28 protein-coding genes and 1 tRNA gene are annotated in these 24,321 nt (G+C 67.7%); 14 read left to right on the top strand and 15 right to left on the bottom strand.

Going from position 1 to position 24,321, the window contains the following annotated elements:
- The first annotated feature begins 70 nt into the window (after positions 1 to 70).
- The 3 genes from PQI23_RS11725 (at position 71) to PQI23_RS11715 (ending at position 1,619) form a co-directional block, all read left to right on the top strand.
- Positions 71 to 143 (top strand) — tRNA-Arg (locus PQI23_RS11725).
- 162 nt (positions 144 to 305) lie between these two features.
- Entirely contained in the window at positions 306 to 1,058 is a 753-nt protein-coding gene (locus tag PQI23_RS11720; protein ID WP_339974727.1) for an SDR family NAD(P)-dependent oxidoreductase, read from the top strand.
- Between the two features lie 117 nt (positions 1,059 to 1,175).
- A complete protein-coding gene (locus PQI23_RS11715) occupies positions 1,176 to 1,619 on the top strand; it encodes a VOC family protein (RefSeq protein ID WP_339974725.1) in 444 nt (147 codons plus the stop codon).
- Between the two features lie 72 nt (positions 1,620 to 1,691).
- Here the strand turns inward: PQI23_RS11715 and PQI23_RS11710 are convergent, their stop codons facing one another.
- The 4 genes from PQI23_RS11710 to PQI23_RS11695 all read right to left on the bottom strand — a co-directional run bounded on the left by PQI23_RS11710 (position 1,692) and on the right by PQI23_RS11695 (position 5,023).
- Positions 1,692 to 2,939 (bottom strand): Dyp-type peroxidase, encoded by a 1,248-nt coding sequence (locus tag PQI23_RS11710; RefSeq protein WP_339974724.1) that lies wholly within the window; start codon positions 2,937 to 2,939, stop codon positions 1,692 to 1,694.
- Entirely contained in the window at positions 2,936 to 3,511 is a 576-nt protein-coding gene (locus tag PQI23_RS11705; RefSeq protein WP_339974722.1) for a copper chaperone PCu(A)C, read from the bottom strand. Before PQI23_RS11705 ends, PQI23_RS11710 begins: the two co-directional genes overlap by 4 nt.
- Positions 3,512 to 3,558: 47 nt before the next feature.
- Positions 3,559 to 4,233, bottom strand: coding sequence for a copper resistance CopC family protein (locus PQI23_RS11700; protein WP_339974720.1), 675 nt, complete (start codon positions 4,231 to 4,233; stop codon positions 3,559 to 3,561).
- Between the two features lie 169 nt (positions 4,234 to 4,402).
- Positions 4,403 to 5,023, bottom strand: a complete 621-nt coding sequence (locus PQI23_RS11695; RefSeq protein ID WP_339974718.1) for a hypothetical protein — start codon at positions 5,021 to 5,023, stop codon at positions 4,403 to 4,405.
- 110 nt (positions 5,024 to 5,133) lie between these two features.
- Here PQI23_RS11695 and PQI23_RS11690 point away from each other — a divergent pair, with 110 nt between their 5' ends.
- Positions 5,134 to 5,685: a hypothetical protein gene (locus PQI23_RS11690; RefSeq protein WP_339974716.1), complete on the top strand. Its 552-nt coding sequence runs from the start codon at positions 5,134 to 5,136 to the stop codon at positions 5,683 to 5,685.
- A gap of 2 nt (positions 5,686 to 5,687) precedes the next feature.
- Positions 5,688 to 6,317, top strand: coding sequence for a TetR/AcrR family transcriptional regulator (locus PQI23_RS11685; RefSeq protein WP_339974714.1), 630 nt, complete (start codon positions 5,688 to 5,690; stop codon positions 6,315 to 6,317).
- Here PQI23_RS11685 and PQI23_RS11680 read toward each other — a convergent pair.
- Entirely contained in the window at positions 6,232 to 6,705 is a 474-nt protein-coding gene (locus PQI23_RS11680) for an arsenate reductase ArsC (protein ID WP_339974712.1), read from the bottom strand. The genes PQI23_RS11685 and PQI23_RS11680 overlap by 86 nt on opposite strands.
- A 176-nt stretch (positions 6,706 to 6,881) precedes the next feature.
- Here PQI23_RS11680 and PQI23_RS11675 point away from each other — a divergent pair, with 176 nt between their 5' ends.
- The 4 genes from PQI23_RS11675 (at position 6,882) to PQI23_RS11660 (ending at position 9,625) form a co-directional block, all read left to right on the top strand.
- Positions 6,882 to 7,241, top strand: a complete 360-nt coding sequence (locus PQI23_RS11675) for a DUF7882 family protein (RefSeq protein ID WP_339974710.1) — start codon at positions 6,882 to 6,884, stop codon at positions 7,239 to 7,241.
- A gap of 75 nt (positions 7,242 to 7,316) precedes the next feature.
- Positions 7,317 to 7,646 (top strand): DUF7882 family protein, encoded by a 330-nt coding sequence (locus tag PQI23_RS11670; RefSeq protein ID WP_339974708.1) that lies wholly within the window; start codon positions 7,317 to 7,319, stop codon positions 7,644 to 7,646.
- Between the two features lie 20 nt (positions 7,647 to 7,666).
- The gene (glsA, locus tag PQI23_RS11665; protein ID WP_339974707.1) at positions 7,667 to 8,602 is read left to right on the top strand and encodes a glutaminase A; all 936 of its coding nucleotides are present in this window, start codon (positions 7,667 to 7,669) and stop codon (positions 8,600 to 8,602) included.
- Positions 8,603 to 8,743: 141 nt separating this feature from the next.
- Positions 8,744 to 9,625 carry a manganese catalase family protein gene (locus tag PQI23_RS11660; protein ID WP_339974705.1) on the top strand — a complete coding sequence of 294 codons (882 nt, stop codon included), beginning with the start codon at positions 8,744 to 8,746 and terminating at the stop codon, positions 9,623 to 9,625.
- Between the two features lie 24 nt (positions 9,626 to 9,649).
- Here PQI23_RS11660 and PQI23_RS11655 read toward each other — a convergent pair whose 3' ends face one another.
- From PQI23_RS11655 to PQI23_RS11640, 4 genes are all read right to left on the bottom strand, one after another.
- Positions 9,650 to 10,321 (bottom strand): Pr6Pr family membrane protein, encoded by a 672-nt coding sequence (locus PQI23_RS11655; RefSeq protein WP_339974703.1) that lies wholly within the window; start codon positions 10,319 to 10,321, stop codon positions 9,650 to 9,652.
- Positions 10,318 to 11,649 (bottom strand): APC family permease, encoded by a 1,332-nt coding sequence (locus PQI23_RS11650; RefSeq protein ID WP_339974702.1) that lies wholly within the window; start codon positions 11,647 to 11,649, stop codon positions 10,318 to 10,320. Before PQI23_RS11650 ends, PQI23_RS11655 begins: the two co-directional genes overlap by 4 nt.
- Before the next feature lie 64 nt (positions 11,650 to 11,713).
- Positions 11,714 to 12,121 (bottom strand): hypothetical protein, encoded by a 408-nt coding sequence (locus tag PQI23_RS11645; RefSeq protein WP_339974700.1) that lies wholly within the window; start codon positions 12,119 to 12,121, stop codon positions 11,714 to 11,716.
- A gap of 49 nt (positions 12,122 to 12,170) precedes the next feature.
- The gene (locus PQI23_RS11640; RefSeq protein WP_339974698.1) at positions 12,171 to 12,590 is read right to left on the bottom strand and encodes a GNAT family N-acetyltransferase; all 420 of its coding nucleotides are present in this window, start codon (positions 12,588 to 12,590) and stop codon (positions 12,171 to 12,173) included.
- A gap of 32 nt (positions 12,591 to 12,622) precedes the next feature.
- Here PQI23_RS11640 and PQI23_RS11635 point away from each other — a divergent pair, with 32 nt between their 5' ends.
- Complete coding sequence (locus PQI23_RS11635) at positions 12,623 to 13,429, top strand: DUF1206 domain-containing protein (protein WP_339974696.1); 807 nt, start codon at positions 12,623 to 12,625, stop codon at positions 13,427 to 13,429.
- Here PQI23_RS11635 and PQI23_RS11630 read toward each other — a convergent pair.
- Together PQI23_RS11630 and PQI23_RS11625 are read right to left on the bottom strand one after the other, a co-directional pair.
- On the bottom strand, positions 13,426 to 14,631 hold the full coding sequence (locus PQI23_RS11630; RefSeq protein WP_339974694.1) for an alcohol dehydrogenase catalytic domain-containing protein: 1,206 nt from the start codon (positions 14,629 to 14,631) through the stop codon (positions 13,426 to 13,428). The two genes, PQI23_RS11635 and PQI23_RS11630, sit on opposite strands and share 4 nt — an antisense overlap.
- 54 nt (positions 14,632 to 14,685) lie before the next feature.
- Complete coding sequence (locus tag PQI23_RS11625; protein WP_339974692.1) at positions 14,686 to 15,177, bottom strand: CinA family protein; 492 nt, start codon at positions 15,175 to 15,177, stop codon at positions 14,686 to 14,688.
- Between the two features lie 172 nt (positions 15,178 to 15,349).
- On the opposite strand from PQI23_RS11625, the gene PQI23_RS11620 reads away from it, so the two are divergent.
- Positions 15,350 to 17,341, top strand: a complete 1,992-nt coding sequence (locus PQI23_RS11620) for an NAD-dependent epimerase/dehydratase family protein (protein WP_339974690.1) — start codon at positions 15,350 to 15,352, stop codon at positions 17,339 to 17,341.
- Here the strand turns inward: PQI23_RS11620 and PQI23_RS11615 are convergent.
- Positions 17,335 to 17,994 (bottom strand): dihydrofolate reductase family protein, encoded by a 660-nt coding sequence (locus PQI23_RS11615; RefSeq protein ID WP_339974689.1) that lies wholly within the window; start codon positions 17,992 to 17,994, stop codon positions 17,335 to 17,337. The genes PQI23_RS11620 and PQI23_RS11615 overlap by 7 nt on opposite strands.
- Before the next feature lie 31 nt (positions 17,995 to 18,025).
- Positions 18,026 to 19,414, bottom strand: a complete 1,389-nt coding sequence (locus PQI23_RS11610) for an MFS transporter (RefSeq protein WP_339974687.1) — start codon at positions 19,412 to 19,414, stop codon at positions 18,026 to 18,028.
- Positions 19,415 to 19,560: 146 nt separating this feature from the next.
- Between PQI23_RS11610 and PQI23_RS11605 the strand changes: the two genes are divergently transcribed.
- Genes PQI23_RS11605 through PQI23_RS11595 form a run of 3 tightly spaced genes read left to right on the top strand, consistent with a single transcriptional unit; the run spans position 19,561 to position 22,594 of the window.
- Positions 19,561 to 20,214, top strand: coding sequence for a response regulator transcription factor (locus PQI23_RS11605; RefSeq protein ID WP_339974685.1), 654 nt, complete (start codon positions 19,561 to 19,563; stop codon positions 20,212 to 20,214).
- Entirely contained in the window at positions 20,211 to 21,632 is a 1,422-nt protein-coding gene (locus PQI23_RS11600; protein WP_339974683.1) for a sensor histidine kinase, read from the top strand. Before PQI23_RS11605 ends, PQI23_RS11600 begins: the two co-directional genes overlap by 4 nt.
- Entirely contained in the window at positions 21,632 to 22,594 is a 963-nt protein-coding gene (locus tag PQI23_RS11595; RefSeq protein ID WP_339974681.1) for a TAXI family TRAP transporter solute-binding subunit, read from the top strand. The genes PQI23_RS11600 and PQI23_RS11595 overlap by 1 nt, the downstream gene beginning before the upstream one ends.
- A 22-nt stretch (positions 22,595 to 22,616) precedes the next feature.
- Here PQI23_RS11595 and PQI23_RS11590 read toward each other — a convergent pair whose 3' ends face one another.
- Both PQI23_RS11590 and PQI23_RS11585 read right to left on the bottom strand, forming a co-directional pair.
- Complete coding sequence (locus PQI23_RS11590; RefSeq protein WP_339974679.1) at positions 22,617 to 24,026, bottom strand: MFS transporter; 1,410 nt, start codon at positions 24,024 to 24,026, stop codon at positions 22,617 to 22,619.
- 107 nt (positions 24,027 to 24,133) lie between these two features.
- A partial coding sequence (locus PQI23_RS11585; protein ID WP_339974677.1) for a hypothetical protein occupies positions 24,134 to 24,321 on the bottom strand: 188 nt, incomplete at its 5' end.

Genomic DNA, 24,321 nt, shown 5'->3' with positions numbered 1-24,321 from the left:
ACGGCCCGTGCACCGCCCGCGTGCGGAGCGACTCGAGAATTGCGCTAGTCTGGTGGGGTTGCACATGCTCGCCTCCGTAGCTCAGGGGATAGAGCGCCGGTTTCCGGTACCGTAGGTCGGGGGTTCGATTCCCTCCGGGGGCACTGCAGCACTGGCTTCCATCGCTTCGGCGATGGGAGCCTTCTTCTTTGCCCGCGCCTCTCACCAACCGGGGCTACGCTGGACAGTGCGATCCACATGGGCGAACACAGTCACGCCAACCGATGCGCAGACGGTCCGTGGATCGAAACGCAGAGGAGCAACGAATGGCATTTGCAGACAAGGTTGCGATCGTCACGGGCGGCGGATCCGGCATCGGAGAAGCCACCGCGAAGGAACTCGCGGCGCACGGCGTGAAGGTCGTCGTCACCGATATCAAGCTCGAAGCGGCTCAGCGCGTGGTCGATGAGATCACCGCCGCTGATGGAGAAGCCGTCGCCATCCAGGGCGACACCGCGCAGGCGGAGGACAGCCGGAAGGCCGTCGAGTTCGCCGTCGAGACGTACGGCAAGCTCAACTACGCCTTCAACAACGCAGGTATCGGCGGCCCGTCGGCTCCGACCGGCGAGCTCGACCTCGACGGGTGGAACACCGTCGTCGGCATCAACCTGAACGGCGTCGCGTACGGCCTGCGATACCAGATTCCGGCCATTATCGAGGCGGGAGCTGGAGAGGGCGCGATCGTCAACATGGCCTCGATTCACGGCACCGTTGCAGCGCTCGGCAACTCCGCGTACACCGCGACGAAGCACGCCGTCGTGGGACTCACGAAGAACGCCGCGGCCGAGTACGGCCCCGCCGGCCTCCGCATCAACGCGGTCGGTCCCGGTTACATCGATACGCCGCTGCTCGCGGGAGCCCCGGCCGAGATGAAGGAGGGCTTGATCGCCAAGCACCCGCTGGGCCGCCTCGGGCGCCCCGACGAAATCGCGAAGGTCGTGCGATTCCTGCTCTCGGACGACGCTTCGTTCGTCTCGGGCGCCTACTACCTGATCGACGGCGGATACACGGCCGTGTGACTTCCGCGCGGGGGCCTTCCAGTCACCTGGGAGGCCCCCGCTTTCCGGTCACGTCGAACACGTTTCGCTTCCCGCCGGTTCATTCGCTCCGTAGGATTTCGGACCATGGTGATCTAGATGGAGAATGTGGGCATCGCTGTGCGCGACCTCGATGCGGCGATCTCGTTCTTCACCGATCTCGGGCTCGAACTCGTCGGGCGGGATGAGGTCAGTGGCGAGTGGGCGAGCACTGCAGTCGGCCTCGACGGCAATCACGCGCGGATCGCGCTCCTCGAGACGCCGAACGGTCAGGGTCAGCTCGAGCTCTTCGAGTACCTGCATCCCGATGCGATTGAGACCGAGCCCACCCGCCCGAATGAGATCGGGATGCACCGGGTCGCATTCTCCGTAGACGACATCGATGAGGCGCTCGAAACCGCGGCTCGGCACGGATGCCATCCGCTGCGAGGCGTCGCCACCTATCGCGATCTGTACAAGCTAACGTATCTCCGCGGCCCCAGCGGCATCGTTGTCATGCTCGCCCAGGAATTACAGAGCACGCCGCCCGAGCCGACGGCGTAAGCGCTCTACGACTCGCGGCCGAAGCGCTCCCCTGAGCTCACCTGCTGCGCGGAGCCGAGGGGGCGGCCGTGACTACGCGAGCAGTGTCTCTCCGATGTACCCGCCCTCGCGGCACCCCGGCGGGATCGCGAACACGGCGGAGCCGATCGGCGTCGTCCACTCGTTGAGCAGGTCGAGCTCATCGAGCCGGCGTTGAATCGGCAGGAATTGCTTCGACACGTCGGCCTGGAATGACACGAACAGCAACCCGCTGTCGGAGATCTCAGCGCCTGCCGGTGCGTGATCGTAGTTGTAGGCGCGCCGAAAGATGCGCTCATCCGTATGTTCCGAGCGCGCCCGACGAATGTGCGAGAACTCCGGGATCACTGGGAACCCGACGCTCGTCGTCGCTTCGAAATCGGGCTCGTCGTGCTCGTCGACACCCGTGAGCGGCGCACCGTTCGAGAGCGTGCGGCCGACAGACTGCTCGCGACCGCCGCGATCGAGCCGATCCCACTTGTCGAGATCCATGTGCGTGCGACGCAGCACGAAGCTCGTGCCACCCGCCAGCCACCCCTCGGTCGCCCAGACGAGCTGGGCGAAATCCGCATCGTCCGGTGACGGGTTCGTCGTGCCGTCGACCTGCCCGAAGAGGTTGCGCATCGTGGTGCCGGGCTTCTCCGAGCCGTGAGCGCGCCGGAAGCCGGTCTGCGTCCAGCGAACGGACGCGAAGCTCCGCGCATCCTTCAGAAGCATGCGCGTGGCGTGTGCGACGGTGAACGCGTCGTCCGATGCGATCTGCAGCAGCAGGTCCCCGTCGTTCCACGCGGGGTCGAGTCGGTCGATCGTGAACGGCGGCAGGGGTCCGAGCCACTCGGGAAGGGCCGCCGATCCTGCCGCTCGAATGACGAATTCCGGGCCGAAGCCGAATGTGACCGTGAGCCGCGCGGGCACGGTCCCCAGTTCGGGCTCCGAGTCCGCGAGTGCCGGCTCACCCTGGGTGAGACGCGCTGCATCCTCCGTGAGAATCTGCATCATGCGTCGCAGCGCGTCGCGATCGGTCTCGTCGAGCAGGTCCAACGCGATAAAGGTGGCGTGCGCCTGCGGCGTCGTGGCGATCCCCGCCTGGTGCGCGCCGAAGAACTCGACGGTGTCGCCTCCGTGAAGCGCCGCCGCAGCCTCGCTCCCAGCCCCGTTCGCAGAAGCACCCGCCGAACGATTGAGCAGAACGTCCGCGCCCACCGCAGCGGCGGCACCGAGACCGGCGACGGCTCCTCCGAAGAGAAGCCCTCGCCGGCTGACGCCAGACCGGGCGGAATCGCTGGCCTGATCGGAGGTCATTCCGAGTGACCGCCCATCTCAGTGTGGTCACCCGTCTCCATGCCGTCCATGTGCGCGTCGTCGCCGCCCTCGTAGTTCTCGTTCGCTCCCGCGTAGTCCTTCGCGGGAACCGTGAACTCGTACGTCGAATCGTCGGAGAACGTCAGTGTGAACGTCACCTCATCGCCCGCTTGAATCGGGTTCGTCAGATCCATGAGCATGAGGTGATTCCCGCCGGGTTCGAGCGACAGGCTTTCGCCCGCTGCAATGGTGAACCCGTCGGTCTTCTCGCGCATGATCATCTCGCCCGCCTCGTTCTCGACCGTCTCGTGCAACTCGAGTGCGCTCGATGCCTCCGTGCTCGCCGACATCACGGTGATGTCATCCGACCCCGTGTTCTCGAGTTCCCCGAACGCGGCCGACATGCCGCTCTCGGCGGCTTTGACCCAGCCGTTCTCCATCGTCACGTTCTCGGCGGCCGGCGCAGCGGAGCCTTCGGAAGCATCGGAGGCCGGGGCGCTGCACCCCGTGAGCGCGATGAGCGCCGCAGCGGAGAGGGCGAGCAGAGAGGTCTGAGTGGTACGTGCATGCATGATGATGCCTTTCAAGTGTTCGAAATAGTCAGTTCAGATGCGGATCGTCACGAGGACTGATCCGATGATGTGCGCCTGCTGCGCTTGACGAGCACCCACGCGGCGAAGATCAGGAGGGCTCCACCGGCGCCCGCGGCACCGATCGCCACGGTCCGCCACACGTTCGCGGACTCGCCCGACCCCGGGGCTGCTGCCGATGCCTGCACGGGTGCCTCCACGGTGGCAGTCCCCTCGGAACCCGAGGTGCTTGCGGACGAACGCTCGGGTTCTTCCTCCAGCGTTTCTCCCACGGCTACCGCATCGCCGACGGTGAAGGGAACGATGCCGCTGATCGGGTGGCCATCCGACGAGACCACGCGCCACCGCACTTCATACGCCCCGTCTGGGAGCTCGCCGTCGATCGGCGCGCTCACCACGGGACCGTCGAGCACGGGCTCACCGGCGGTCCAGTCCGTACCGTCTTGATCCACGAGCAGTATGACCGCACCGACGGTCAGCACGCTGTTCGAGAACTCGAGCGTGACCTCGGTGGGCGAGGCGGTCAACTCTGCAGCTTCGGCCGGCTCGCTCGAGAGCAGCTGGTCATGCGCGAACGCAGGAGTCGCGGTGCCGAGCACCATCGCTGATACGGCGAGCACGATCGCGGTGATGCGAGCGCGCAGGCCGCGAGCTGATCGGTGCGGGTGCGATGCAGAGGTACGGGTGGACGCGGTGTGGGACATAGCTGGGCCTCATCGGGTGCGTGCAGCGGTCATCGATGGAGACGAGCCGACGCGGCGCACCGCAGTGCGGTGGCGACGGAAGCGTCTCCAGAAGCGCGCGCATCAGCACTGTTCCTCCAACACGCGAGTATGCGGACGAGGCGACAGCGCAGCGGGTGCGCGGAGTGAATTAGCAGGCGGCGAGCACAGGAGGACCGCGGTGCGCGGTCACCGTGGGGTACACCCCGAGAGGCAGGAGGATCGCCCCGTCATCGCGCATGGCCCCCGGCATGGGCGCGGCGGCTCCGAGCGCCCGGGGCGCCGGAAGCATTGGAAGCAGTCGAGACAGGATCAGCTGCTTGAGCACCACGGCGTAGGAGAGAACGGACTCGGCGCAGTACAGCGCAGCGACTGTCAGCACTGCCGCCAGCGCATGCGCGATCCACATCCCCGCCCCGGCGTGCGCGAGGTGAGCACTCGGCATCACCGGCGCTTCGAGGCCCGGCGAAAGCGCGTGAGCGTGATGCGGCATCGCGTCGGCCGCGGGAGCTGCGCTGCGTGTCGTGCCGAGCACGAAGAGCGCATGGAACAGAAACTGGCTCGCGGCGACCGAGAGCGTGAGACGCACCAGCGACAGGGTGCGCCCGGCGAGCGCCACGCACACGAGTGTCGAGAGCACGAGCGGCGCGACGATCCCGATCATTCCCGGCACCTCGCCGCCTCCCGCAACGTGGGAGAGCAGTGCTACGAACGTCGACAGCGCAGCTGCGGCAGCACCGCGCGCGGCGATGCTGGAGCGCGTTGTCGACATGATCCGATTCTCTCAGATCGGACGGCGGGAGCAGAAACCTCGGGCAACTTCAGTTTTGAGTACAGTTGTACTCGAAAACACGAACGAAGGCACACGATGGGAGCCGACGAATGATCCTGACCGCAATCGTGATCTGCGAGGTCGCCTTCTGGGTGGCGATCCTGGCCGGCTTATCCGCGCGATATCTGCTCAATCGGAAGCGGCTCGGCGCACTGCTCCTGATCCTCGCGCCAGTGATCGACGCGCTGCTCCTCGCGCTCGTCACCATCGATCTTCTCGGCGGAGGAACCGCGTCGTGGCAGCACGGCCTCGCGGCGATCTACATCGGGATCTCCGTGGCGTACGGTTCCCGTATGGTCGCGTGGGCCGATGCGCGCTTCGCGCATCGATTCGCGGGCGGGCCCGCGCCGGTGAAGATGACCGGTGTACGGTACACGGTGAAGTGCTGGAAGGACGTGCTGGTGACTGCCTGCGCTGTCGCCATCGCAGCCGCAATTCTGGGGGCGATCATCGCGCTCGTCGACGACCCGGCGCGCACCGAAGCGCTCACCGGATTCTTCGGAATTCTCGGCGTCGTCCTCGCCATCGATGTCGTATGGGCACTGAGCTACACGTTCTGGCCGAAACCGGCGCCCGCGCAAGGTTCTTCGCTACCCTCGTAGCCGTGCCGCGAAGAATCGATACCGAGGCCCGAACGGCGCAGATCGCCGAGGCTGCACTGCGCATCCTGGAGCGAGACGGTCTCGCTCGCCTGTCGGTACGGGGAGTCGCTGCCGAGACCGGAATCGCACCGGCTTCTCTGCGCCGCATCTTCCCGACACAGCAGGCGCTTCGGGAGTACTGCCTCGAACTCATCGAGGAGCGCGCGACAGCCCGGATCGCGTCACTCGATCTCGCGGGCCGGGAACTCGCCGAGGCCGTGCTCGAGCAGCTCCTCCCTCTCGACGACGAACGTCGTCTCGAGATCGTGGCGCAGATGCAACTCGGCGTTCTCGCACTCACCGACCATTCCCTGCGCCCGGCTGCGCAGTGCCTCAGCGACGGAGTCGACCGAGCATGTCGTGCCGTCATCGCGGTCCTCGTAGATTCAGGACACTGCGACCCGCGCCGCGATGCGACGTACGAGGCGGATCGGATGCGCGCGCTCCTCGACGGGATCGCACTGCACGGGCTGTGGCGGGGCGACCCGGAGGCTCCGACGAACGCGCTCACGACGCTGACGCGTCACCTCGACGAGCTCGCATTTCCTCCACCGGCTCCTGGCTCTCCCCCGCCGGCACCAGCTCCGCGATGAGCGCTTCCACACGCGCGAGGATCTCGTCGCGTATCGGGCGCACCGCCTCCACTCCCCGCCCGGCGGGATCGTCGAGTTCCCAATCCTCATAGCGCTTGCCGGGGAAGATCGGGCACGTGTCGCCGCACCCCATGGTGATCACCACGTCGGATTCCTGCACGGCTTCGGGAGTCAGCACCTTGGGGATCTCGGCGGACATGTCGATTCCCACCTCTCGCATCGCGGCGACCGCTGCGGGGTTGATCGACTCCGCAGGTGCCGATCCCGCGGATCGCACCTCGATCCGGCCGCCCATGAGGTGCGTCACGAACGCCGCGGCCATTTGGGAACGGCCCGCATTGTGCACGCACACGAACAGCACTGACGGCTTGGCACCAACGGCTTTCATGAGGAACCTCCCGAGGCGGTGACTGCGCCCCGCACGATTTCGAGGATACTGCAGCGAACGGGCGAGAGACACGATAATTCGTTGCAGCGCGAACGCTCCTCATGGTCGATTCTTTGAGACACTTATCGGGCTCCCGCGGCCGCCGGAAGGTCGCGAGCTGAAAGGACGAGGAAATCATGGGATCGATTCGATACGACGGTCTTACGACGCACTTCGATGATCGGCTGCTCGCGCACCTGCAGATCGTGATCGTGCAAAAGCTCATGCGCGAGGAGTCGTTCCTCATGTCATGGAAGGACAGCATGAGTGCCGGCGACGGGCGCACGGCGATCTGGATCTCTCCCGATGCGCGGCTGACATTCAAGTTCCTCGGAAGCCGCGTGCCGGAGATCAACAAGGAATGGCTGCAGCGGCTGGGAGAGTCGGCGAATTCGACGACCGGCTTGATCGTGACGAGAGAGGACGGGAAGCTGGCCGTGGCAGAGGCGACGGGCAACGACTACCCCGGCAACCTTCGTCTCGACAAGAGCGCGTGATTCTCGTGCAATATCGATAAGCGGCCGAGAAGTCAACCCCTATCGGGCATTGTTTGGACTGCCAGACTCCTCCATATGGGGAACTTAATACACGGGGGACGCGAGTACGAGTTCGAGGATCGATTGCTCGCACATTTGCAGTTCGTGATCGGGCAGAAGCTCAAGAAGCAGGAGTGCTTCTTTCTCAGCTGGCACAAGCCGCATGATCAGGGGGATGGACGTCTATCGCTCTGGCTGTCGCCCTATGCGACGGTGGCCTTCCGATTCTCCGGCAGCCGCGAGCCGGAGCTCAGCAAGGCGTGGGTGCGCGCGCTCAACGCGCTCGCCCACACCCCGCGAGGGCTGATCGCGATCACCGAGGAGGAAGCGGAGCGCTACGTGAAGAAGAATCCGGATCTCATCTGAGGGCACGGCATACTCGAGGAATGAACGGCATCCGCGACGCCCGCTCCTACGATCTCGACGCACTGCGGGAGCGCGTGCTGCCCGAGACGTCCGGAAGCGTCACCGAGAGCATCCCGCAACTCGCCGACGCGGACCCTGCGCAGTGCGGCATCGCGATCGTCACGGTGGACGGCGAGGTGCGCAGAAGCCGCGAGGCTGATGCGGTGTTCAGCATCCAGTCGGCGGTGAAGCCCTTCGTCTTCGCACTCGCACTGCAGGACACGGATCGTGCCGCCCTCGAGCGGGTCGGCATCGAACCGACGGGTGAAGCCTTCGACGCGATCAAGCTCGAGAGCGGAACGGGTCGGCCTCCGAACCCGATGGTGAATGCGGGAGCACTCCTGACGAGTTCGATCGTGGAAGGGCGGAACTCCGATGAGCGAGCCGAGCGCATCGCGGCGGGTCTTTCCGCATTCGCGGGCCGCCGCCTGCACGTCGACGAGGACATCGCGTCCGCCGAGCAGCGTCTGGGTGATCGCAATCGCGCCCTGGCGCACCTCATGAGATCCGAAGGCACGCTCCGTGTCGATGCGGACGACGCGATCGGCGTGTACGGAAGGGCCTGCGCGACGATCGTCGACGCTGAAGCGCTCGCGGTCATGGGGGCGACGCTCGCGTCGGGCGGCGTGAATCCGTGCACGGGCGAACACGTGGTCTCCCGGGAGGTCGCTCGCGATGTGATCTCCGTGATGGCGACCTGCGGCGTCTACGACGGCTCCGGTCGGTGGATGCGCGAGGTGGGCGTGCCCGCGAAGTCGAGCGTCTCGGGTGCCATCGTCCTCTCGGTTCCCGGTGCACTGGGTGCGGCTGTCTTCAGCCCCCCGCTCGACGAGCAGGGGACGAGCGTGCGCGGTCATCGCGCGAGCGCGATTCTCAGCGATGATCTCTCGCTGCACTCCTTCGGGGTCCCGCGATAGCACTCATCGCGCGTACGGCACGCTTCTCGTGATTGCAACCCCGTCGTAGCTCGGCCAGGACGGGTGTGCACTGGGCCTCATCGTCGGTCGCAGCAGTGCCGAACCGCGGCCCTCCGACTGGCGACGGAGAGGAATCGCACGATGTATTTTCACCGGCAAGAACTCCAGCACAAGGCCACTCCCGACAAGCCCGATGCGGTGTACGCCCGCAAGCTGCAGGAGGTCCTCGGCGGCCAGTACGGGGAGATCACTGTCGCCCTGCAGTACCAGTTCCAGGCCTGGAACATGCACATTCCCGGGAAGTACCGCGATCTGGTCTTCGGCATCGGAGCCGAGGAGATGGGACACGTCGAGATGCTCGCCGTGATGATCGCGCAGCTGCTCGAGAAATCGCCGCTCGGCATCACCGACGAAGCCGTGCAGAACGACCCGACGGTTGCTGCGGTGATCGGCGGGACCGACGTGCAGCAGGGCATCGTCGCGGGCGCCGGCGCGCGCCCCGTCGACAGCAACGGCAATCCGTGGATGGGCAGTTACATCACGAGCAGCGGCAACCTCCTCGCCGACTTCCAGGCGAACGCGAACGCCGAGATGCAGGGACGCGTGCAGGTCGCTCGGCTCTATCACATGACCGACGATCACGGCGTGCGCGATCTCCTCGGGTTCCTGCTCGCGCGCGACACGATGCATCAGAATCAGTGGCTCGCCGCGGCCGCGGAGTTGCAGGCCGAGGGCGTCGAATCGCTTCCGGTACCGAGCAACTTCCCGATCAAGAAGGAGGAGCGGGACGTGTCGTACCAGTACATCAACTTCTCGGACGGGGCGGCAGCGAGCGAGGGAAGCTGGGCTTCGGGCCCGACGCCCGACGGCTTGGGCGAGTTCAGCTATCACGAGGCGCCCGAGGGCGGCGTGCCGATGCCGCCTCCCACGCATCCGGACGCGCGCTTCTACGGCACGACCGACGTGCCGAACCTCGCGGAGAAGATCGCGGGTCGCGCTCAGGACGCGCTGAAGAAGGAATGAGGCGCGGGATCGAGTGGCTGGGCCTCAGGAGCGCCTGCGCGTCCTGCGGCTCAGCCGCACGATCAGCGCGTCGGCCCCGATGATGACAGCCGCGATCGCGCACATGTACAGCGCGACCGCCCCGTAGCCGCCCGGCTGCGAAGGATTCATGAACGGATAGGGGTACCACCCGAAAAGTGCGCCGCGCACCACTGTGTATGCGCCCCACGCGAGGGGGAAGAGCGCCACGAGACCGAGGTGGTTCCACGGCAATGCGATCCGCCCCGGCGCGAACCACCAGAGCACGGCGACGAGGATCGGGCCGAACAGGTGCAGCACCTCGTTCGACCAGCCGAGTGTCGCCTCCTGGTCGAGAGAGATGCCTCGCAGCAGCGCGTTGTACACGACCCCCGTCGTCACCATATAGGTGGTCGACGCACCGAGGACTCCCCAGAACCACGCGGGGGCGTCTCCGCGACCCACGATGAACCACGTCGCGAGAGCGAGCGCCACCGCAGCGACGACGTTCGAGAGGATCGTGAAGAAGCTGAAGAAGTTCGTGAAGAAGAAGCCGAGATCATCTGGCGAGAAGCTCAGACTGAACACGAGCTGACCGATCACCGCGGCGAAGATGAGCAGGGCTGCCACCACGGAGAGAGCAGCGAAGCCGCGGCGGTAGAGCTGAGAGCTCGCCGTGATGCGCGCGGTCGCCGTCACGCAGCGCTGCTTCGACGAGCGTTCCAGCGTGCGAGCAGGTGCAGCAGCACACCGACCGCCATGAGCGCCGCGCCGAAGAGCCATACCGTTCCGCTCTGCTGCGTCATCAGCACGATGCACGAGATGATGCCGAGCACGGGTACGAACGTCCAGACCTTGAAGTGCTTGTGCTCGACGCGGTCGCGTCGCAGCACGAGCACCGACACATTCGCGCTGAGGAACACGAAGAGGAGCAGCAGTACCACTGTCTCTGCGAGCGTCGCCAGGTCGCCGACGAGAGTGAGAAGCGCGGCCACGAGCGTCGTCGCCATGATGGCGACCCAGGGGGTCCTGCGCTTCGGCAGCACCCGTCCGAGTTGCGCGGGGAGCAGCCCCTGCTCCGCCATCCCGAAGGTGAGCCGACTCGTCATGATCATGGTCAGCAGCGCACCGTTCGCGACAGCGATGAGGGCGATCGCGCTGAACACCCACGATGGAATATGCGCACCCGATGCTTCGACCACGGCGAGGAGCGGGCCGCTCGATCCGGCGAGTTCATCGGCGGGCAGCGCGATCGCGCTCGCGAGCCCGACCAGCACGTACACGATTCCCGCGACCGCGAGGGAGGCGAACAGGGCTCGCGGATAAGTGCGCGTCGGGTTGCGCACCTCTTCGATCATGTTCGCCGACGTCTCGAAGCCGACGAACGAGTAAAACGCGATGATCGCGCCCCCGAGCACCGCGACCGCTGTTCCCACCCCCTCCGGCCCTTCGACCACTCGGGAGAGGTCCCCTCCCCCGGATCCGATCAGGAGACCCACTACGACCACGACAATCACGAGACCGCTCACTTCGATGGCCGTCATCACCAGGTTGGCCCCCAGCGACTCGCGGATGCCTCGGGCGTTGAGCAGCGCCACGACGACGAGGAAGAGGATCGCCACGAGCGTCGTCGGCAACTGCACGAAGGTCTGGAGGTACTCGCCTGCAAAAGCGATGGCCAGCCCGGCTGCGCTCGTCACGCCGGCGGCGAGCATGCAGAACCCGACGAGGAACGAGATCACCGGCTTCTTGAATGCACGCTCTGCGAAGACCGCTGCCCCGCCGGCTCTCGGGTACTTCGTGACCAGTTCCGCGTACGATCCTGCGGTAAGGAGAGCGAGCGACAGTGCGAGAAGGAGCGGCGCCCAGAGCATCCCGCCCACTTCTTCGGAGAGCACCCCCATCAAGGCGTAGATGCCTGCGCCGAGCACGTCGCCCAAGATGAAGGCGAACAACAGCAGGCCTGAGACCGAGCGGCGCAGTTTCGTGTCGGTGGGCGGCGAGGCCGCATCGGTGTCGTGCGTCATCGCGCCAGGCTATCGTTCAGCTGAGCGTTTCGACCCGCCCCTTGACACCGCTGTACGGTGTTGTCTACGGCGCGTGCTCCGTCTCGTCGCCCGATGCGTCCACGATCTGCACCGTGCCGAGCGCGTCATTGCCCGCCGCTCCGAAGACCGCCTGTGCCAGCGCATCCCGATCGGACTCCGCGAGATCCCCCTCGACGACCACTCGAACCGTATCCGCCGACACGTTCTCGTACTCGTCGATGCGCTCAAGCAGGGCTGCCTCCTCCGAGGTCACCCCTTCATCGTCGCCCACTGCCAGCCGGTCGTCGATCTGCTCCTCGACTTCATCACCGAGGCCGTTCGGCGCATCGTGCTGATCTCGAACCTCACCGGACCCCTCAGTGGGCGCCACCCCTCCGCATCCAGTGGCTCCTCCGAGGAGCGCAAGCGAAATGACACCGGTGGCGACGAGTTTGAGCTTGTTCACTGACATGGGTCGAGCCTAAGAAATGGGAGGAATCGCGACGAGGGGGTTGCGCTTCTCAGGAACCGGTCCCGTGCAGCTTGCGATGCATGCCGACGGCATCTGCGCTGGTGAAGCCCAACGACTCGTACACGCCGACCGCGGCATCGCTCGCGAAGAGGCCGACGAACAGCTCGACATCTCCCTCGGGCCGGAGCAGCGAAATGAGACGGTCCACCATCTGCGTCGCGATCCCCTCCCCCTCGTGCGCGGGGTCGACGATCACGTCCTGCACATACGCGTACTGCAGCCCGTCACCGACCGCCCGCGCCATCCCGACGACGACATCGCGGTCGTCGACGCAGACCACTCCCGCGAGCGAGGCGTTCAGCGATGCCGCTCGCACCTCATCGTCGAAGTGGGATTGCCACCCCACCGAGGCGGCGAGCGCGGCGTGTTCAGCGGTGGTCGGGACGCGGTCGAGGATGCGGTGGGTCATGCGACTACGATACGTTCCGCTAGCCTCGACCCATGGACGATCGACTGCAATCCGCGGCTCGCAGGGCCGAGAGCGCGCGGGTGTTTCGCGCGTTCGCGCGCGGAGGGTATGCGGCGAGCGGTCTCGTTCACGGCCTTATCGGAGCACTCGCGATCGTTCTCGTCGTGCGCCATGGCCGCGCGGAGGCCGATCAGGTGGGCGCGCTCACGTCCATCGCCGAGGCTCCGTTCGGGCTCGCCGCATTGTGCGCGGTCGCGCTGCTCCTCTTCGCGCTCGGCGTCTTCCACGTCGTGCACGGCTTCGCGCTCGAGCGCGACTCCCGCACCCGGCGTTGGGGGCGCCGGCTCGCCGAGTGGGGGCAGGGCGTCGCATTCTGCGTCATGGGCGGGATCGCGACGGCGGTCGCCGTCGGCGCGCGCCCCGACCCCGACCGGACGACCCGCGATGCGAGCCGCGGCCTGCTCACGCTCCCAGGGGGCACGGTGCTGCTGATCCTCGTGGGAATCGGCGTCGCCGGAGTCGGGGCGGCCTGGATCTGGATGGGGGTCTCCCGCAGCTTCCGGAAGCAGATGAACATTCCCGTCGGCACCAGGGGTCACGCGATCGCCGCACTCGGCGCGATAGGGTTCGTCGCGAAAGGCGGGGCGCTCCTCGTCATCGCCGTGCTCCTCGGCGCGGCGGGCTTCCAGGGAGACTCGAGTTCCGCCGGTGCCCTCGACTCCGCGATCACCGCGCTCTACGACGTGCCCGGAGGCCCCGCCTGCATCGTGTGCATCGGTCTCGGCTTCTCAGCGTACGGGGTGTTCTGCCTCTTCCGTGCGCGTCTCGCCGACTTCTAGCGCACCTCGGCGGCGACGTTCGCGTCGGCTGCAGGGTCGAGCACGACCTTGATGCACCCGTCCTGCTTCTTCTGGAAGATCTCGTACATCTCGGGAGCGCGCTCGAGAGGCACACGGTGCGTCGTGAGGTCGGCGGTGCCGAGCGGATCGCCCTCCTGTTCGACGAGTGGCAGGAGATCCTCGATCCACCGCTTCACATTGCACTGACCCATCTTGAGCGTGACCTGCTTGTCAAAGAGCGTCTTCATCGGGAGCGGATCCGCGTTCCCCACGTAGACGCCGCTGATCGAGACCGTGCCGCCGCGGCGCACGAGGTCGATCCCCTGCAGGAGCGCCGCCGTCCGATCGATGCCCGCGTGCTCCATCATCGGGCGGGCAAGCGCGTCGGGCAGTGCACCGATCGCCGTGTGCGCGGCGTGCACGCCCGGGCTGCCGTGCGCCTCCATGCCCACGGCGTCGATCACAGCATCCGGTCCGCGTCCGTCTGAGAACCCCAGCGCCGCATCCTCCACGTCGCCCGGCTCGCACACGGCGATGCCGTGCCGCGCCGCCATCTCCCGACGCTCGGCGACCGGGTCGACCGCGAGCACTCGGGCGCCGCGATGCGCAGCGAGTCGCGCCGCGAACTGCCCGACCGGCCCGAGGCCGAGCACGAGCGCCGTATCGCCCCGACCCACGCCGGCGTATGCGACGCCCTGCGCCGCAGTCGGAAGGATGTCGCTGAGGAAGAGATAGCGCTCGTCGGCGAGCTCCTTCCCGACGGCGATCGTGTTGTAATCGGCGATGGGCACTCTGAGCAGTTCGGCCTGCCCGCCCGGCACCTGGCCGTAGAGTTTCGTGTAGCCGAAGAGTGCTGCGCCCGAACCGTACTCGGTCACCTGAGTGCTCTCGCACTGGGACTGCAGCCCGCGCCTGCACATCCAGCACGTGCCGCACGCGATGTTGAACGGGACGACCACGCGCTGGCCGACCGTGAGCGACGCGACCCCGGGGCCGACCTCCTCGACCACGCCCATCGTCTCGTGTCCGAGGATGTCACCGGCATCGAGGAATGGCCCGAACAGTTCATACAGATGGAGGTCGGATCCGCAGATCGCTGTCGACGTGACCCGGATGATCGCGTCACCGGGTTCTTGAATCACGGGATCCGGAACCCGATCGACCGAGATCTTCCGCTTGCCCTGCCAGGTCACTGCACGCATGCTGCTCTCCTTCTGCTCTTGTCTACGGTTGTGATGGATCGACGGCTGATCAGGTCAGCCGCCAGGCGATACACGGGTGAGCACGGCCTCCAACGCCTGCTCGACGGTCTGCTGCATGACCTCGATCGGGTCTCCCGAGAACGAGAGGTGCTCCACCTGCGTCGGTCGCCCGCCTCCGGTCACGGCGAGCACGACCGTGCCCGCCGGTTTGCCCTCGTCGGGGTCGGGACCTCCCACGCCCGTCACGGCCACTGCGACGTCGGCGAGCAGCAGTCGAGCCGCGGACTCGGCCATCGCCACTGCGGTCGGCTCGGTCACCACGGGCCCGCGTGGAGCGCCGAGGAGCTCGTACTTCACCTCCGGGTGGTAGGCGATGATGCCCCCGCGGAACCACTCACCGGAGTCGGGAGCCGCAGCCAGGGCAGCCCCGAGCTGCCCTCCCGTCAACGACTCGGCGACCGCGACCGATGCACCCGCCTTCGCCGCCTGCTCGGCGATCCGCTCGACCAGCCGATCGACGCGACCTTCGAGTGCAGATTCAACCATGGAAACCCTTCTCCTTCCGTACCCGCCCGATCGATGAGGACGTGGCCGACACTACGGGTGCGCGATTCGCGGCGCAGGGGCCTTGACGCGTCAGCACGCGGCACGCAACCCCCTGGGAATGTCGACCGCCACGCGGCACGGTAGGGATACGAGCGAATCGAGGAGGACAGCAATGCCTGAACGACCCCAGTCTCACACCGCAGCATCCGGCATCGAGCGCGACGGACTGCGCGTGGCCGTCGTCGGAGCGACCGGCAATGCGGGAACCGCGCTGCTCCGCTCGCTCGTCGCCGCTCCAGAGGTCGACTCGGTGCTCGGCATCGCGCGACGCATGCCCGACGTCACGGTCGACCCGTACGCCTCGTGCGAGTGGGAGTCCATCGATATCGCCGCGGCATCTTCCGAGGAGGCGGCTGCGGAGGCGCTGCGAGAGGCATTCTCAGGCGTCGACACCGTCGTGCACCTCGCCTGGCTCATCCAACCGATCGCCGAGCGCGAGCTGCTGCGCCGGGTGAACGTCGAGGGGACGCGCCGCGTGCTCCGGGCAGCGGCCGAGGCCGGCGTCGGCCACGTCGTCATCGCATCCTCGGTGGGCGTCTACGCAGCCGACCCGTCTCGCGCGCTGCGCACGGAGGATTGGGAGCGGGGCGGGATCGAGTCATCGCAGTACAGCGTCGACAAGGTGGCGCAGGAGAAGGTGCTGGATGACTTCGCGAGCGAACACCCGGACGTGACCGTGACGCGCATGCGACCGGCGCTCATCTTCCAGGGCGACGCCGCGTCGTCGATCCAGCGCTACTTCCTCGGAAGTGCGGTGCCGGTGCAGGCCCTCGGTCGCGCCAAGCCGCCGGTGCTCCCGCTGCCGAAGGGACTCCGCGGGGTGCAGGCAGTGCATTCCGATGACGCGGCGGATGCGTACGTCGCCGCGATCGTGCGGCGCGCGTCCGGCGCCTTCAACATCTGCGCCGATGATGTGCTGGGGGCGCAGGACCTGGCGGACGTCATCGATCATGGCCGGTACTTCGAACTTCCCACCGCCGTCGTCAGAGGATTCGTCACGGCGGCGCACCGAGCGGGCATCGTCTCGGTCGACGCCGGGTGGTTCGATCTCGGCCTCGGAGCGCCGCACATGGACAACGCTCGCGCCAAACGCGAACTCGGCTGGGAGCCGAAGCACTCCGCGAAGAGCGCGCTGCGCGAACTGCTGCAGGGCATGATCGACGGTCGCGGAACCGGATCGCTGCCGCTTCGCGCACGAGACGTCGACGATGCGCGGCTCTCATCGCTCGACGGCCGCGTGGGAGAGGGCGTCGACGCGGCGTCGACCAGCACCGGGTCCTCGCCGACCGCCGACAGCCCCACCGAGGGGCTGACCGACGGGGCGGGCGAGCTCGACTGGGAGCTGCTCGGCCTCTACCTCTCCGATCATCTCACCGGGGCCACTGCCGGGGCCGAACGCATGGAGCGGATGTCGGCCGCCTATATCGACACGCCCGTGTATGCCGGTCTCTCGGAGCTGGCCGAGGAGCTCCGTCTCGAGCGCGCCTTCCTCGCGCACCTGATCGACGATCTCGAGGTGCGCCGCCGCTTCTACCGTCAGGCGGCCTCCTGGGTCGGTGAACGCGTCGGTCGGCTGAAGCTGAACGGGCGCACATTCACCCGCTCACCGCTCTCCCTGATCTTGGAGCTCGAGCTCCTGCGCAGCGCGGTGATCGGCAAGCTCGGCCTCTGGCAGGTGCTGAGCGAGCACGCCGCGGACCTCGACCTCGACGCCTCGGTGTTCGACGAGCTCGGCGAACGCGCGCTCGCTCAGGCGGAGATGCTCGGTGCGGCCCACGCGTTCGCGCGCAGTCGCGCATTCCGTGAGGATCGCGATGTCTTCGGCTCCGACAGCGATTCCGTGGCCGCGGTTCCTTCGGGAGCGGAGCCGCTGGGTGCCGACGCCGACGCCGGAGCGGGGACGGTGGACGAGACGCCAGCGATCCCCGCCGATCCGGAGCCGGCGGCGGATACCGGAAGCGACGCCGCAACGAAGCGCGGCGGCGACGCCGCGACGCCCCCTTCCGATACGAAGCGACGCGCGCGCGGAGAGCATGACGACGCGCTCGCCGATGAATGGGGCGAGGAATCGTTCCCGGGGAGTGATCCGCCCGCCAACTACTGAGGCGTACGCGTGAACGTCACGTGCGTCACGCCGCTCGCGGTCGTCTCCGAGACGACCGCGTAGTCGCGGTCCCAGTCCTCGAGTCCGTGCCAGAGGTGGGACCCGCGACCGAGCAGGATCGGCACCTGCACCACGTGGAGTAGATCCACCAGCCCCTCGGCCATGAATTCGCGCACGGTCGCGGGCCCGCCGCCGATCCTCACGTCGAGGCCCTGAGCCGCGTCGAACGCGGCATGCAGGGCCTCACGCGGTGGCGCACTGATGAAGTGGAACGTGGTCTCGCCCAGGCGCAGGGGCGGTCGCGGCGCATGCGTCAGCACGAAGACCGGCGAGTGGAACGGGGGCTCATCTCCCCACCAGCCCTGCCAGTTCTCGTCCTGCTGCCAGCCGGGCGGTCCGAACTTGCCGGCGCCCATGATCTCAGCGCCGATGCCCTCGAACGATCGACGCGCGTGGCGATCATCCGCCTCGGTCTCTGGATCGGTCTCCCCTCGCTCCCGATCACCCGTCTGCGCCTGGAACGTGGCGGTCGGGATGAACCACTCCATGAGCCGCATGCCCGCGTGACCGAAGGGCGCTTCCCGTGAGGGGTCTGCTCCGGCGCCGAAGCCGTCGAGCGAGACCGCGAGGTTGTGGACGCGTGCGAGCGGCATGATGGCTCCTTCCCAATGGGTGGGAGCCAGTCTAGGCTCGCGCGGCCGCCGAGTCTGCCGACGTCGCGTCATGATCCAGGGTGGCGCCACGCGCTCTCGAGCGCATTCCCGCCTCGTCGTCCAGCCAGTTCGAGCTCTTGTTCTTCAGCACGAAGATGTAGACGAGCAGAGACACGGCGATGACAGCGGTGACGTACACGATGAACCAGGTGACCCGATCCGCCTCGCCCGCGGCCTGATACAGCAGCGGCGCCGTACCGCCGAACGCGGAGTTCGCGAGCGCGTACCCGAAACCGACGCCCAGAGCGCGGATGTGGGTCGGGAAGAGCTCGGCCTTCACGACGGCGTTGATGGAGGTGTAGCCGGTCAGGATCACGAAGCCGACCACGAGGATCGTGAACGCGATGATGGGGTTCTGCTGCTGCGGCAGCTGCGTGAGGAGCACCCACGTGTAGAGCACGCCGCCGACGCCGAAGAACACGAGCAGTGACTTGCGTCCGACTCGGTCCGAGATCCAGCCGCCGAGCGGCTGGAGCAGCATGAGGATCGTGAGCGCAATGAGGTTGATCACCGTGCTCGCGACGACGTCGCTGCCGGCGAACGCGCCCTTCACGATCGACGGGCCCGTGACCGAGTAGGTGTAGAACGCCACCGTGCCGCCGGCGGTGACGAGGAAGCAGGTGAGGAGCGGACGCCACTGGCGCACGAGCAGCTCGCGCATCGATCCCGATTCGCGGGACTGCCCCGATCGCACGGCCTGCAGGGTCGCGGTTTCCAGCGTCTCGTCCATCGTTCGACGCAACCAGATGACCACCAGCGCGCCCGCACCGCCGATCAGGAACGCGACGCGCCAGCCCCACGAGGCGATCGCCTCTTCGGGCAGGGTGAGCACCATGATCAGCAGTGTCGTCTGCGCGAGCACGTGACCGCCGACGAGCGTCACGTAGTGGAACGACGACAGGAACCCGCGATGGCCGGAGATCGCCGTCTCCGACATGTAGGTCGCGCTGGTGCCGTACTCGCCGCCGGTCGCGAAACCCTGCAGGAGTCGGGCGAAGACGAGGATCACCACAGCGCCGGCCCCGATGGCCTCCGCCGTGGGTGAGAGCGCGATCAGGATCGAGCACGCGGCCATGAGCGAGACCGAGACGGTGAGCGACAGTCGGCGCCCATGCCGATCGGCGAATCTGCCGAAGAACCACGAGCCGATCGGGCGCATGAGGAAGGTGACCGCGAAGATCGCCCAGATGTAGATCGACGAGTTCTTCTCGTCGGACGCGAAGAACTGCGACTCGAAGTAGGTGGCGAACACGGAGTAGACGTAGACGTCGTACCACTCGACGAGATTGCCCGCCGAGCCTTTCAGAGTGTTCGAAACCGACCGGCGCAGGGTCGGCGAGGTCGCCGTCGACGTTGACATTGACAGTCCAATCATCAGGGGTGGGTGCAGGGGCGGCTCCGCAGAGCAGCAGACCCCATTCTGCGAGTCCGGGAAGCACGACGGACGAAACTCTTAACACTCCCTTAACACTCGCGACTCGCAGGAGCGACGGCATACTGGAGGGCATGCGTGTACTGGTGACCGAGGACGATGCGTCGGTCTCCGCCGCGCTCGCTGCCGCACTCACGCGCGCGGGCCACACCTGCGACCGTGTGGCGAGCGGCGGCGCACTGCTGCAGCAGCACCGCGACGCGGATCTCGTGCTGCTGGATCTCGGCCTCGAAGACATGGACGGGCTCACGGCGCTCGAACAGCTGCGCGAAGTGAGCGAGATTCCCGTCATCGTCGTCACCGCCCGGGGCGACGAGCGCTCCACGGTACGGGCGCTGCGGCTCGGAGCCGACGACTACCTCGTGAAGCCGGTGCGCTTGCACGAACTCCTCGCTCGTCTCGCCGCTGTCGCGCGGCGATACACCGGGCTCGTCAGCGATCGCATCGAACTCGGCGACGTCGTCATCGACGAGACCGAGCGACTGGTGCGGTATCGGGGAGCGAGCATCGGGCTCACTCCGACCGAATGCTCGTTGCTCGCAGTGCTCGGCCGGCATGCTGGAAACGTCGTCAGCCGCCAGCATCTTCTCGATGCCGTATGGGGCGAGACCTATTCGGCGACGTCTCGAGCGTTCGACGTGCATCTCGCCGGCTTGCGGCAGAAGGTGCCGATGCTGAGCATCACGACGATTCGCGGCCGTGGGTTCCGCTTGGAACGGCCTCGATGAGATTCCGCGTGCTGCTCCCGCTCTTCCTCTTCGGCGTGCTCGCGGTCACCGCGATCCTCATTCCCATCGGCTCGGCGATCGCGCAATCCCGCACCCAGGAACTCCAGCTGCAACGCAGCGCAGCCCTGCAGCAGATCGTGCAGCGCGCCTCCTCGGCGCTGGCACTCGGCGACGTTCGAGAGCTCGATCACTACTTGAGCCGATTCTCCGAGACCTTCGGCGAAGCCGTCGTCGTCGTGGATGGGGCCGGGGCGCGCATCACCGCGTCGGGTGCTCCGCTCGACGATGCTGAGGTCTCCGGTGTCATCTCCAGCGCTCTTCGCGGAGTGCCGCAACAGGATCTCGACACCGTAACGCCGTGGAGCGCGGGAACCGCAATCGTCGGTGCGCCCGTCACCCTCGACGGCCGCACTCCGGAGGGGGCCGTCGCCCTTCGCATCGATCAGGAAGCGGCGCAGCGCGACATCGCGGCCGGCTGGGCGACGATCGTCTCCATCGGCGCTGCACTCCTGTTCGCGGTGCTGCTCGCGTCCGTCTTCTGGACACGCTGGGTACTGCGACCCGTTTCCGCACTCGATACCGCAGCGAACGCGCTCGCGGAGAACCGTGCCTTCGCGCTCGACGCGGACGCGGGGCCACCCGAGCTGCGGCGCCTGTCGCGCTCCTTCGCCCGCATGGCTCGCACCGTCGAACTCGCGCTCGACCAGCAGCACGGCCTTGTCGCCGACGCGTCGCATCAGCTGAGAAACCCGCTCGCGGCGATCCGTCTCCGCATCGACGGTCTCCCGCGCGGCTCCGGGGTGGACGACGCGGGGAGAGACGAGGAGATCGAGGCGATCGAGCACGATCTCGATCGCCTCGAGCACACGGTGGCCCGCATGCTCTCGCTCGCGAACGCCGAGCATCGTGCGGCGGCCGCTGTGAGCGGGCACGGTGCGGCCGCCAGCGAGGCTTCGCCCCGGGCGAGCCACGACGAGGTGACATCCGTTTCCGCGGCTCGCCTCATCGCGCCCCACCGGGCCCGCCTCGCCGAGGCGCAGATCACCATCGTCGCGGCCGAGCACCCGCACACCATCAGGTTCCGCAGACACGACCTCGACGACGTCGTGGAAATCGTCGCAGACAACGTCGCCAAGTACGCTCCCGGCTCGGAGTTCCGGGTCGACATGTCGCAGCACGACGGTGCCGGACGTCGCACCGCTCTCGTCATGAGCGATTCAGGGCCGGGGCTCGCGACCGCGGAGATCGAGCTCGCCGGGCGGCGCTTCTGGCGGGCCTCCGCGCACGCGCAACTGCCGGGAAGCGGCCTCGGCCTCGCGATCGTCGAGCAGCTCGCGCGCGCCAACGACGCCGATGTCTCGATCGATCGCGCGCCCGAGGGCGGCCTGCGCATCACCATCACCGCTGGAGCGGCGTGATGCGCGCGCACGCAGCGACTCCACGGCCGGGCGCGGTGAGCCGACGGAGCGTTCTGCTGGCTGGGTCAGCAGCCTTAACGCTGGCGCTTGCGGGGTGCGCTCCGGCGCGCACCCGTCGGCTCGCACTCGCGTGCGGCGAACCCGGCGGGGCGTACCTGCAATTCGGGGAACTGCTCGGGGCCGCGCTCGAGGCTCGGTCGGGGATGCCGCTTGATCTGCGAGTCACGCACGGCAGCGCGGACAACATCGAAATGCTCGCGAACGGCGAGGTCGATCTCGCGCTCTCGCTCGCGGACTCCGCCAACGAGAGCTCGGAACTGCACGATCTCACCGCGATCGGGCGCGTGTACCAGAACTACCTGCAGTGCCTCGTGCGCGCCTCGAGCGATATCGCCTCGTTCGAGGATCTCGCCGGGCGCCGTGTCTCGATCGGTGCGCCCGGCTCGGGCAGTTCCCGGACCACACGACGCTTGCTCGAGTCCGTGGGACGAGGGTCGGGCGCCGACGCTCCGGTGACGATGGAACTCGAGCTCTCCGCGGCGCTCCGCGCCCTCGCAGGCGGGAGCATCGAGGCGCTCTTCTGGTCGGGCGGCATCCCGACGCCCGAGATCACCGACGCTGCGGCCACCACTCCCCTGCGGGTGATCGACCTCGGCGATGTCGTCGCCCCGCTTCGCGCCGCCCACCCCCAGGAATACCTCGATACCCGCATCCCTGCCGGGGTGTACGGGACGGCGCGGTCGACTGCGACCATCGGCATCTCGAACCTCCTGCTGTCGCGGGCCGACCTCGACCCCGACGTGGCGCGCGCACTCGTCGATGTGCTCGTCGTCGACGCCACGCGCCTCGTTCCGACCGGTTCGGTCGGGCTGCAGTATCTCGCGCTCGACACTCTGATCGACACGGGCGAGGTTCCGCTGCACCCGGCCGCGACGGACCGGTATCGCGAGCGGTATCGGTGACCGGCGAGACGGGCGTCGCCCGTCAGCGGTCGTCGAGCGCCGCGCCCTTGCGATCGACGAGCCCCCACGCGGCCCCCGCCGCCACGATGAAGAAGATCGCGAACACCGAGAACGTGAGTCCGGCTCCGCCTGCGGCGAGCAGCACGGGCACGAGGAGCGGGGCGACGATCGAGGCGATTCGCCCCACGCCCGCCGCCCAGCCGGCTCCCGTTGCCCGCGAGGAGGTCGGGTAGATCTCGGGCGTGACCGCGTACAGCGCGCCCCAGGCCCCCAGGTTGAAGAACGAGAGTGCCATGCCGGAGGCGATGATGGCCGCTTCCGTGTGCACGGTGCCGAACACGATCGCCGACGCTGCAGAACCGAGGAGGAATACGGAGAGCGTCAAGCGGCGCCCCCACACTTCGATGAGCCACGCCGCGACCGCGTACCCCGGCAATTGCGCGAGGGTGATGATGAGCGTGAAGCCGAACGAGCGCACGAGGCTGAAGCCCGCGTCGACGAGGATGCTCGGGATCCAGATGAAGGCCCCGTAGTACGCGAAATTGACGCAGAACCAGACGATCCAGATCGAGAGGGTGCGGCCGCGGAACTCCGACGACCAGAGCGTTGCGAGCCTTCCGCCCGTCGAGGTGGCGACCGGCGGCGCAGCTTCGGGCGCAGCTTCGGGCGCAGAAGGTGAAGCGGGGGCCGATGCAGGCGCAGGGGCGGATGCGCGCACAGGCTGCTCGGCGGCGCGCGATCCGGCAGCGCTTTCGAACGATGCGACGATCGCCTCCGCCTGCTCGGTACGGCCCCTCCCTGCGAGCCACCGCGGCGATTCGGGGAGCCCCCATCGCACGGCGAGCGCGTACACCGCGGGGATCGCTCCGAGCGCGAACGCCCAGCGCCACCCGTTCTCCGATGCCGGCACCACGAAGTATCCGATGACCGCCGCGGCCGTCCAGCCGACTGCCCAGAAGGCCTCGAGGATCACGATGATGCGCCCGCGGATTCGCGCCGGCGCGAACTCGCTCACGTACGTGGATGCGACGGGCAGCTCCGCGCCCAGACCGAGACCCACGAAGAAGCGCAGCACCAGCAGCAGGCCCACGCCGCTGACGAGGGCGCTCGCGCCGGTCGCGACACCGTAGACGAGAAGTGTGACGGCGAACACCTGTCGTCGGCCGAATCGGTCGGCGAGCAGCCCGCCGAGACTCGCACCGATCGCCATGCCGGCGAACCCGATCGACGCGATGAGCCCGCTCTGACCCTTGTCGATGCCCCACTGCTGCGCGAGTGCCGCGATGATGAAGGAGATCAGCCCGACGTCCATCGCATCGAGCGCCCAGCCGATCCCGGAACCGCCGAGCACCTTGCCGTGCTTACGGGTGAAGGGCAGCGCGTCGAGCCGTTGCGCGAGCGAGCGCCGCTCGATCGTCGGAGTTCCGTTCATGGAATCATCGTAGGGGCACGGCGCAGCATCCCGCACCGTCTCTACGGGGTACGATCACTGCGCGTCTGTGGAGCACGCACGTTATGGGTGGAGCGGATCGCCGACCGTCAGAAGGGGTGCCGTGCGTCGTCAGGGCTGCTCCGCGCGGCCGCGAGGCTCGGGCCGGGAGCCGCAGCGGGTGACGGGTCGGGAGGCGGGTCGGGGTCGGGAGGCGGGTCCGCGTCTGGCGGTCTGATCTGCGTGAACCTCACTCGGCTCGGTGGTCGGTCGATGCGGGTGCGCCCGGTCGGGCTCG

This window comes from Leucobacter sp. USCH14, from assembly GCF_037619215.1.
Classification (GTDB): domain Bacteria; phylum Actinomycetota; class Actinomycetes; order Actinomycetales; family Microbacteriaceae; genus Leucobacter.
This window is presented reverse-complemented; position numbering and strand designations above follow the sequence as displayed.

Coding starts and splice junctions, on each gene's coding strand:
- PQI23_RS11720 (WP_339974727.1), top strand. CDS start 306: ATGGCATTTGCAGACAAGGTTGCGATCGTCACGGGCGGCGGATCCGGC.
- PQI23_RS11715 (WP_339974725.1), top strand. CDS start 1,176: ATGGAGAATGTGGGCATCGCTGTGCGCGACCTCGATGCGGCGATCTCG.
- PQI23_RS11710 (WP_339974724.1), bottom strand. CDS start 2,939: ATGACCTCCGATCAGGCCAGCGATTCCGCCCGGTCTGGCGTCAGCCGG.
- PQI23_RS11705 (WP_339974722.1), bottom strand. CDS start 3,511: ATGCATGCACGTACCACTCAGACCTCTCTGCTCGCCCTCTCCGCTGCG.
- PQI23_RS11700 (WP_339974720.1), bottom strand. CDS start 4,233: ATGTCCCACACCGCGTCCACCCGTACCTCTGCATCGCACCCGCACCGA.
- PQI23_RS11695 (WP_339974718.1), bottom strand. CDS start 5,023: ATGTCGACAACGCGCTCCAGCATCGCCGCGCGCGGTGCTGCCGCAGCT.
- PQI23_RS11690 (WP_339974716.1), top strand. CDS start 5,134: ATGATCCTGACCGCAATCGTGATCTGCGAGGTCGCCTTCTGGGTGGCG.
- PQI23_RS11680 (WP_339974712.1), bottom strand. CDS start 6,705: ATGAAAGCCGTTGGTGCCAAGCCGTCAGTGCTGTTCGTGTGCGTGCAC.
- PQI23_RS11675 (WP_339974710.1), top strand. CDS start 6,882: ATGGGATCGATTCGATACGACGGTCTTACGACGCACTTCGATGATCGG.
- PQI23_RS11670 (WP_339974708.1), top strand. CDS start 7,317: ATGGGGAACTTAATACACGGGGGACGCGAGTACGAGTTCGAGGATCGA.
- glsA (WP_339974707.1), top strand. CDS start 7,667: ATGAACGGCATCCGCGACGCCCGCTCCTACGATCTCGACGCACTGCGG.
- PQI23_RS11660 (WP_339974705.1), top strand. CDS start 8,744: ATGTATTTTCACCGGCAAGAACTCCAGCACAAGGCCACTCCCGACAAG.
- PQI23_RS11650 (WP_339974702.1), bottom strand. CDS start 11,649: ATGACGCACGACACCGATGCGGCCTCGCCGCCCACCGACACGAAACTG.
- PQI23_RS11645 (WP_339974700.1), bottom strand. CDS start 12,121: ATGTCAGTGAACAAGCTCAAACTCGTCGCCACCGGTGTCATTTCGCTT.
- PQI23_RS11640 (WP_339974698.1), bottom strand. CDS start 12,590: ATGACCCACCGCATCCTCGACCGCGTCCCGACCACCGCTGAACACGCC.
- PQI23_RS11635 (WP_339974696.1), top strand. CDS start 12,623: ATGGACGATCGACTGCAATCCGCGGCTCGCAGGGCCGAGAGCGCGCGG.
- PQI23_RS11630 (WP_339974694.1), bottom strand. CDS start 14,631: ATGCGTGCAGTGACCTGGCAGGGCAAGCGGAAGATCTCGGTCGATCGG.
- PQI23_RS11625 (WP_339974692.1), bottom strand. CDS start 15,177: ATGGTTGAATCTGCACTCGAAGGTCGCGTCGATCGGCTGGTCGAGCGG.
- PQI23_RS11620 (WP_339974690.1), top strand. CDS start 15,350: ATGCCTGAACGACCCCAGTCTCACACCGCAGCATCCGGCATCGAGCGC.
- PQI23_RS11615 (WP_339974689.1), bottom strand. CDS start 17,994: ATGCCGCTCGCACGCGTCCACAACCTCGCGGTCTCGCTCGACGGCTTC.
- PQI23_RS11610 (WP_339974687.1), bottom strand. CDS start 19,414: ATGTCAACGTCGACGGCGACCTCGCCGACCCTGCGCCGGTCGGTTTCG.
- PQI23_RS11605 (WP_339974685.1), top strand. CDS start 19,561: ATGCGTGTACTGGTGACCGAGGACGATGCGTCGGTCTCCGCCGCGCTC.
- PQI23_RS11600 (WP_339974683.1), top strand. CDS start 20,211: ATGAGATTCCGCGTGCTGCTCCCGCTCTTCCTCTTCGGCGTGCTCGCG.
- PQI23_RS11595 (WP_339974681.1), top strand. CDS start 21,632: ATGCGCGCGCACGCAGCGACTCCACGGCCGGGCGCGGTGAGCCGACGG.
- PQI23_RS11590 (WP_339974679.1), bottom strand. CDS start 24,026: ATGAACGGAACTCCGACGATCGAGCGGCGCTCGCTCGCGCAACGGCTC.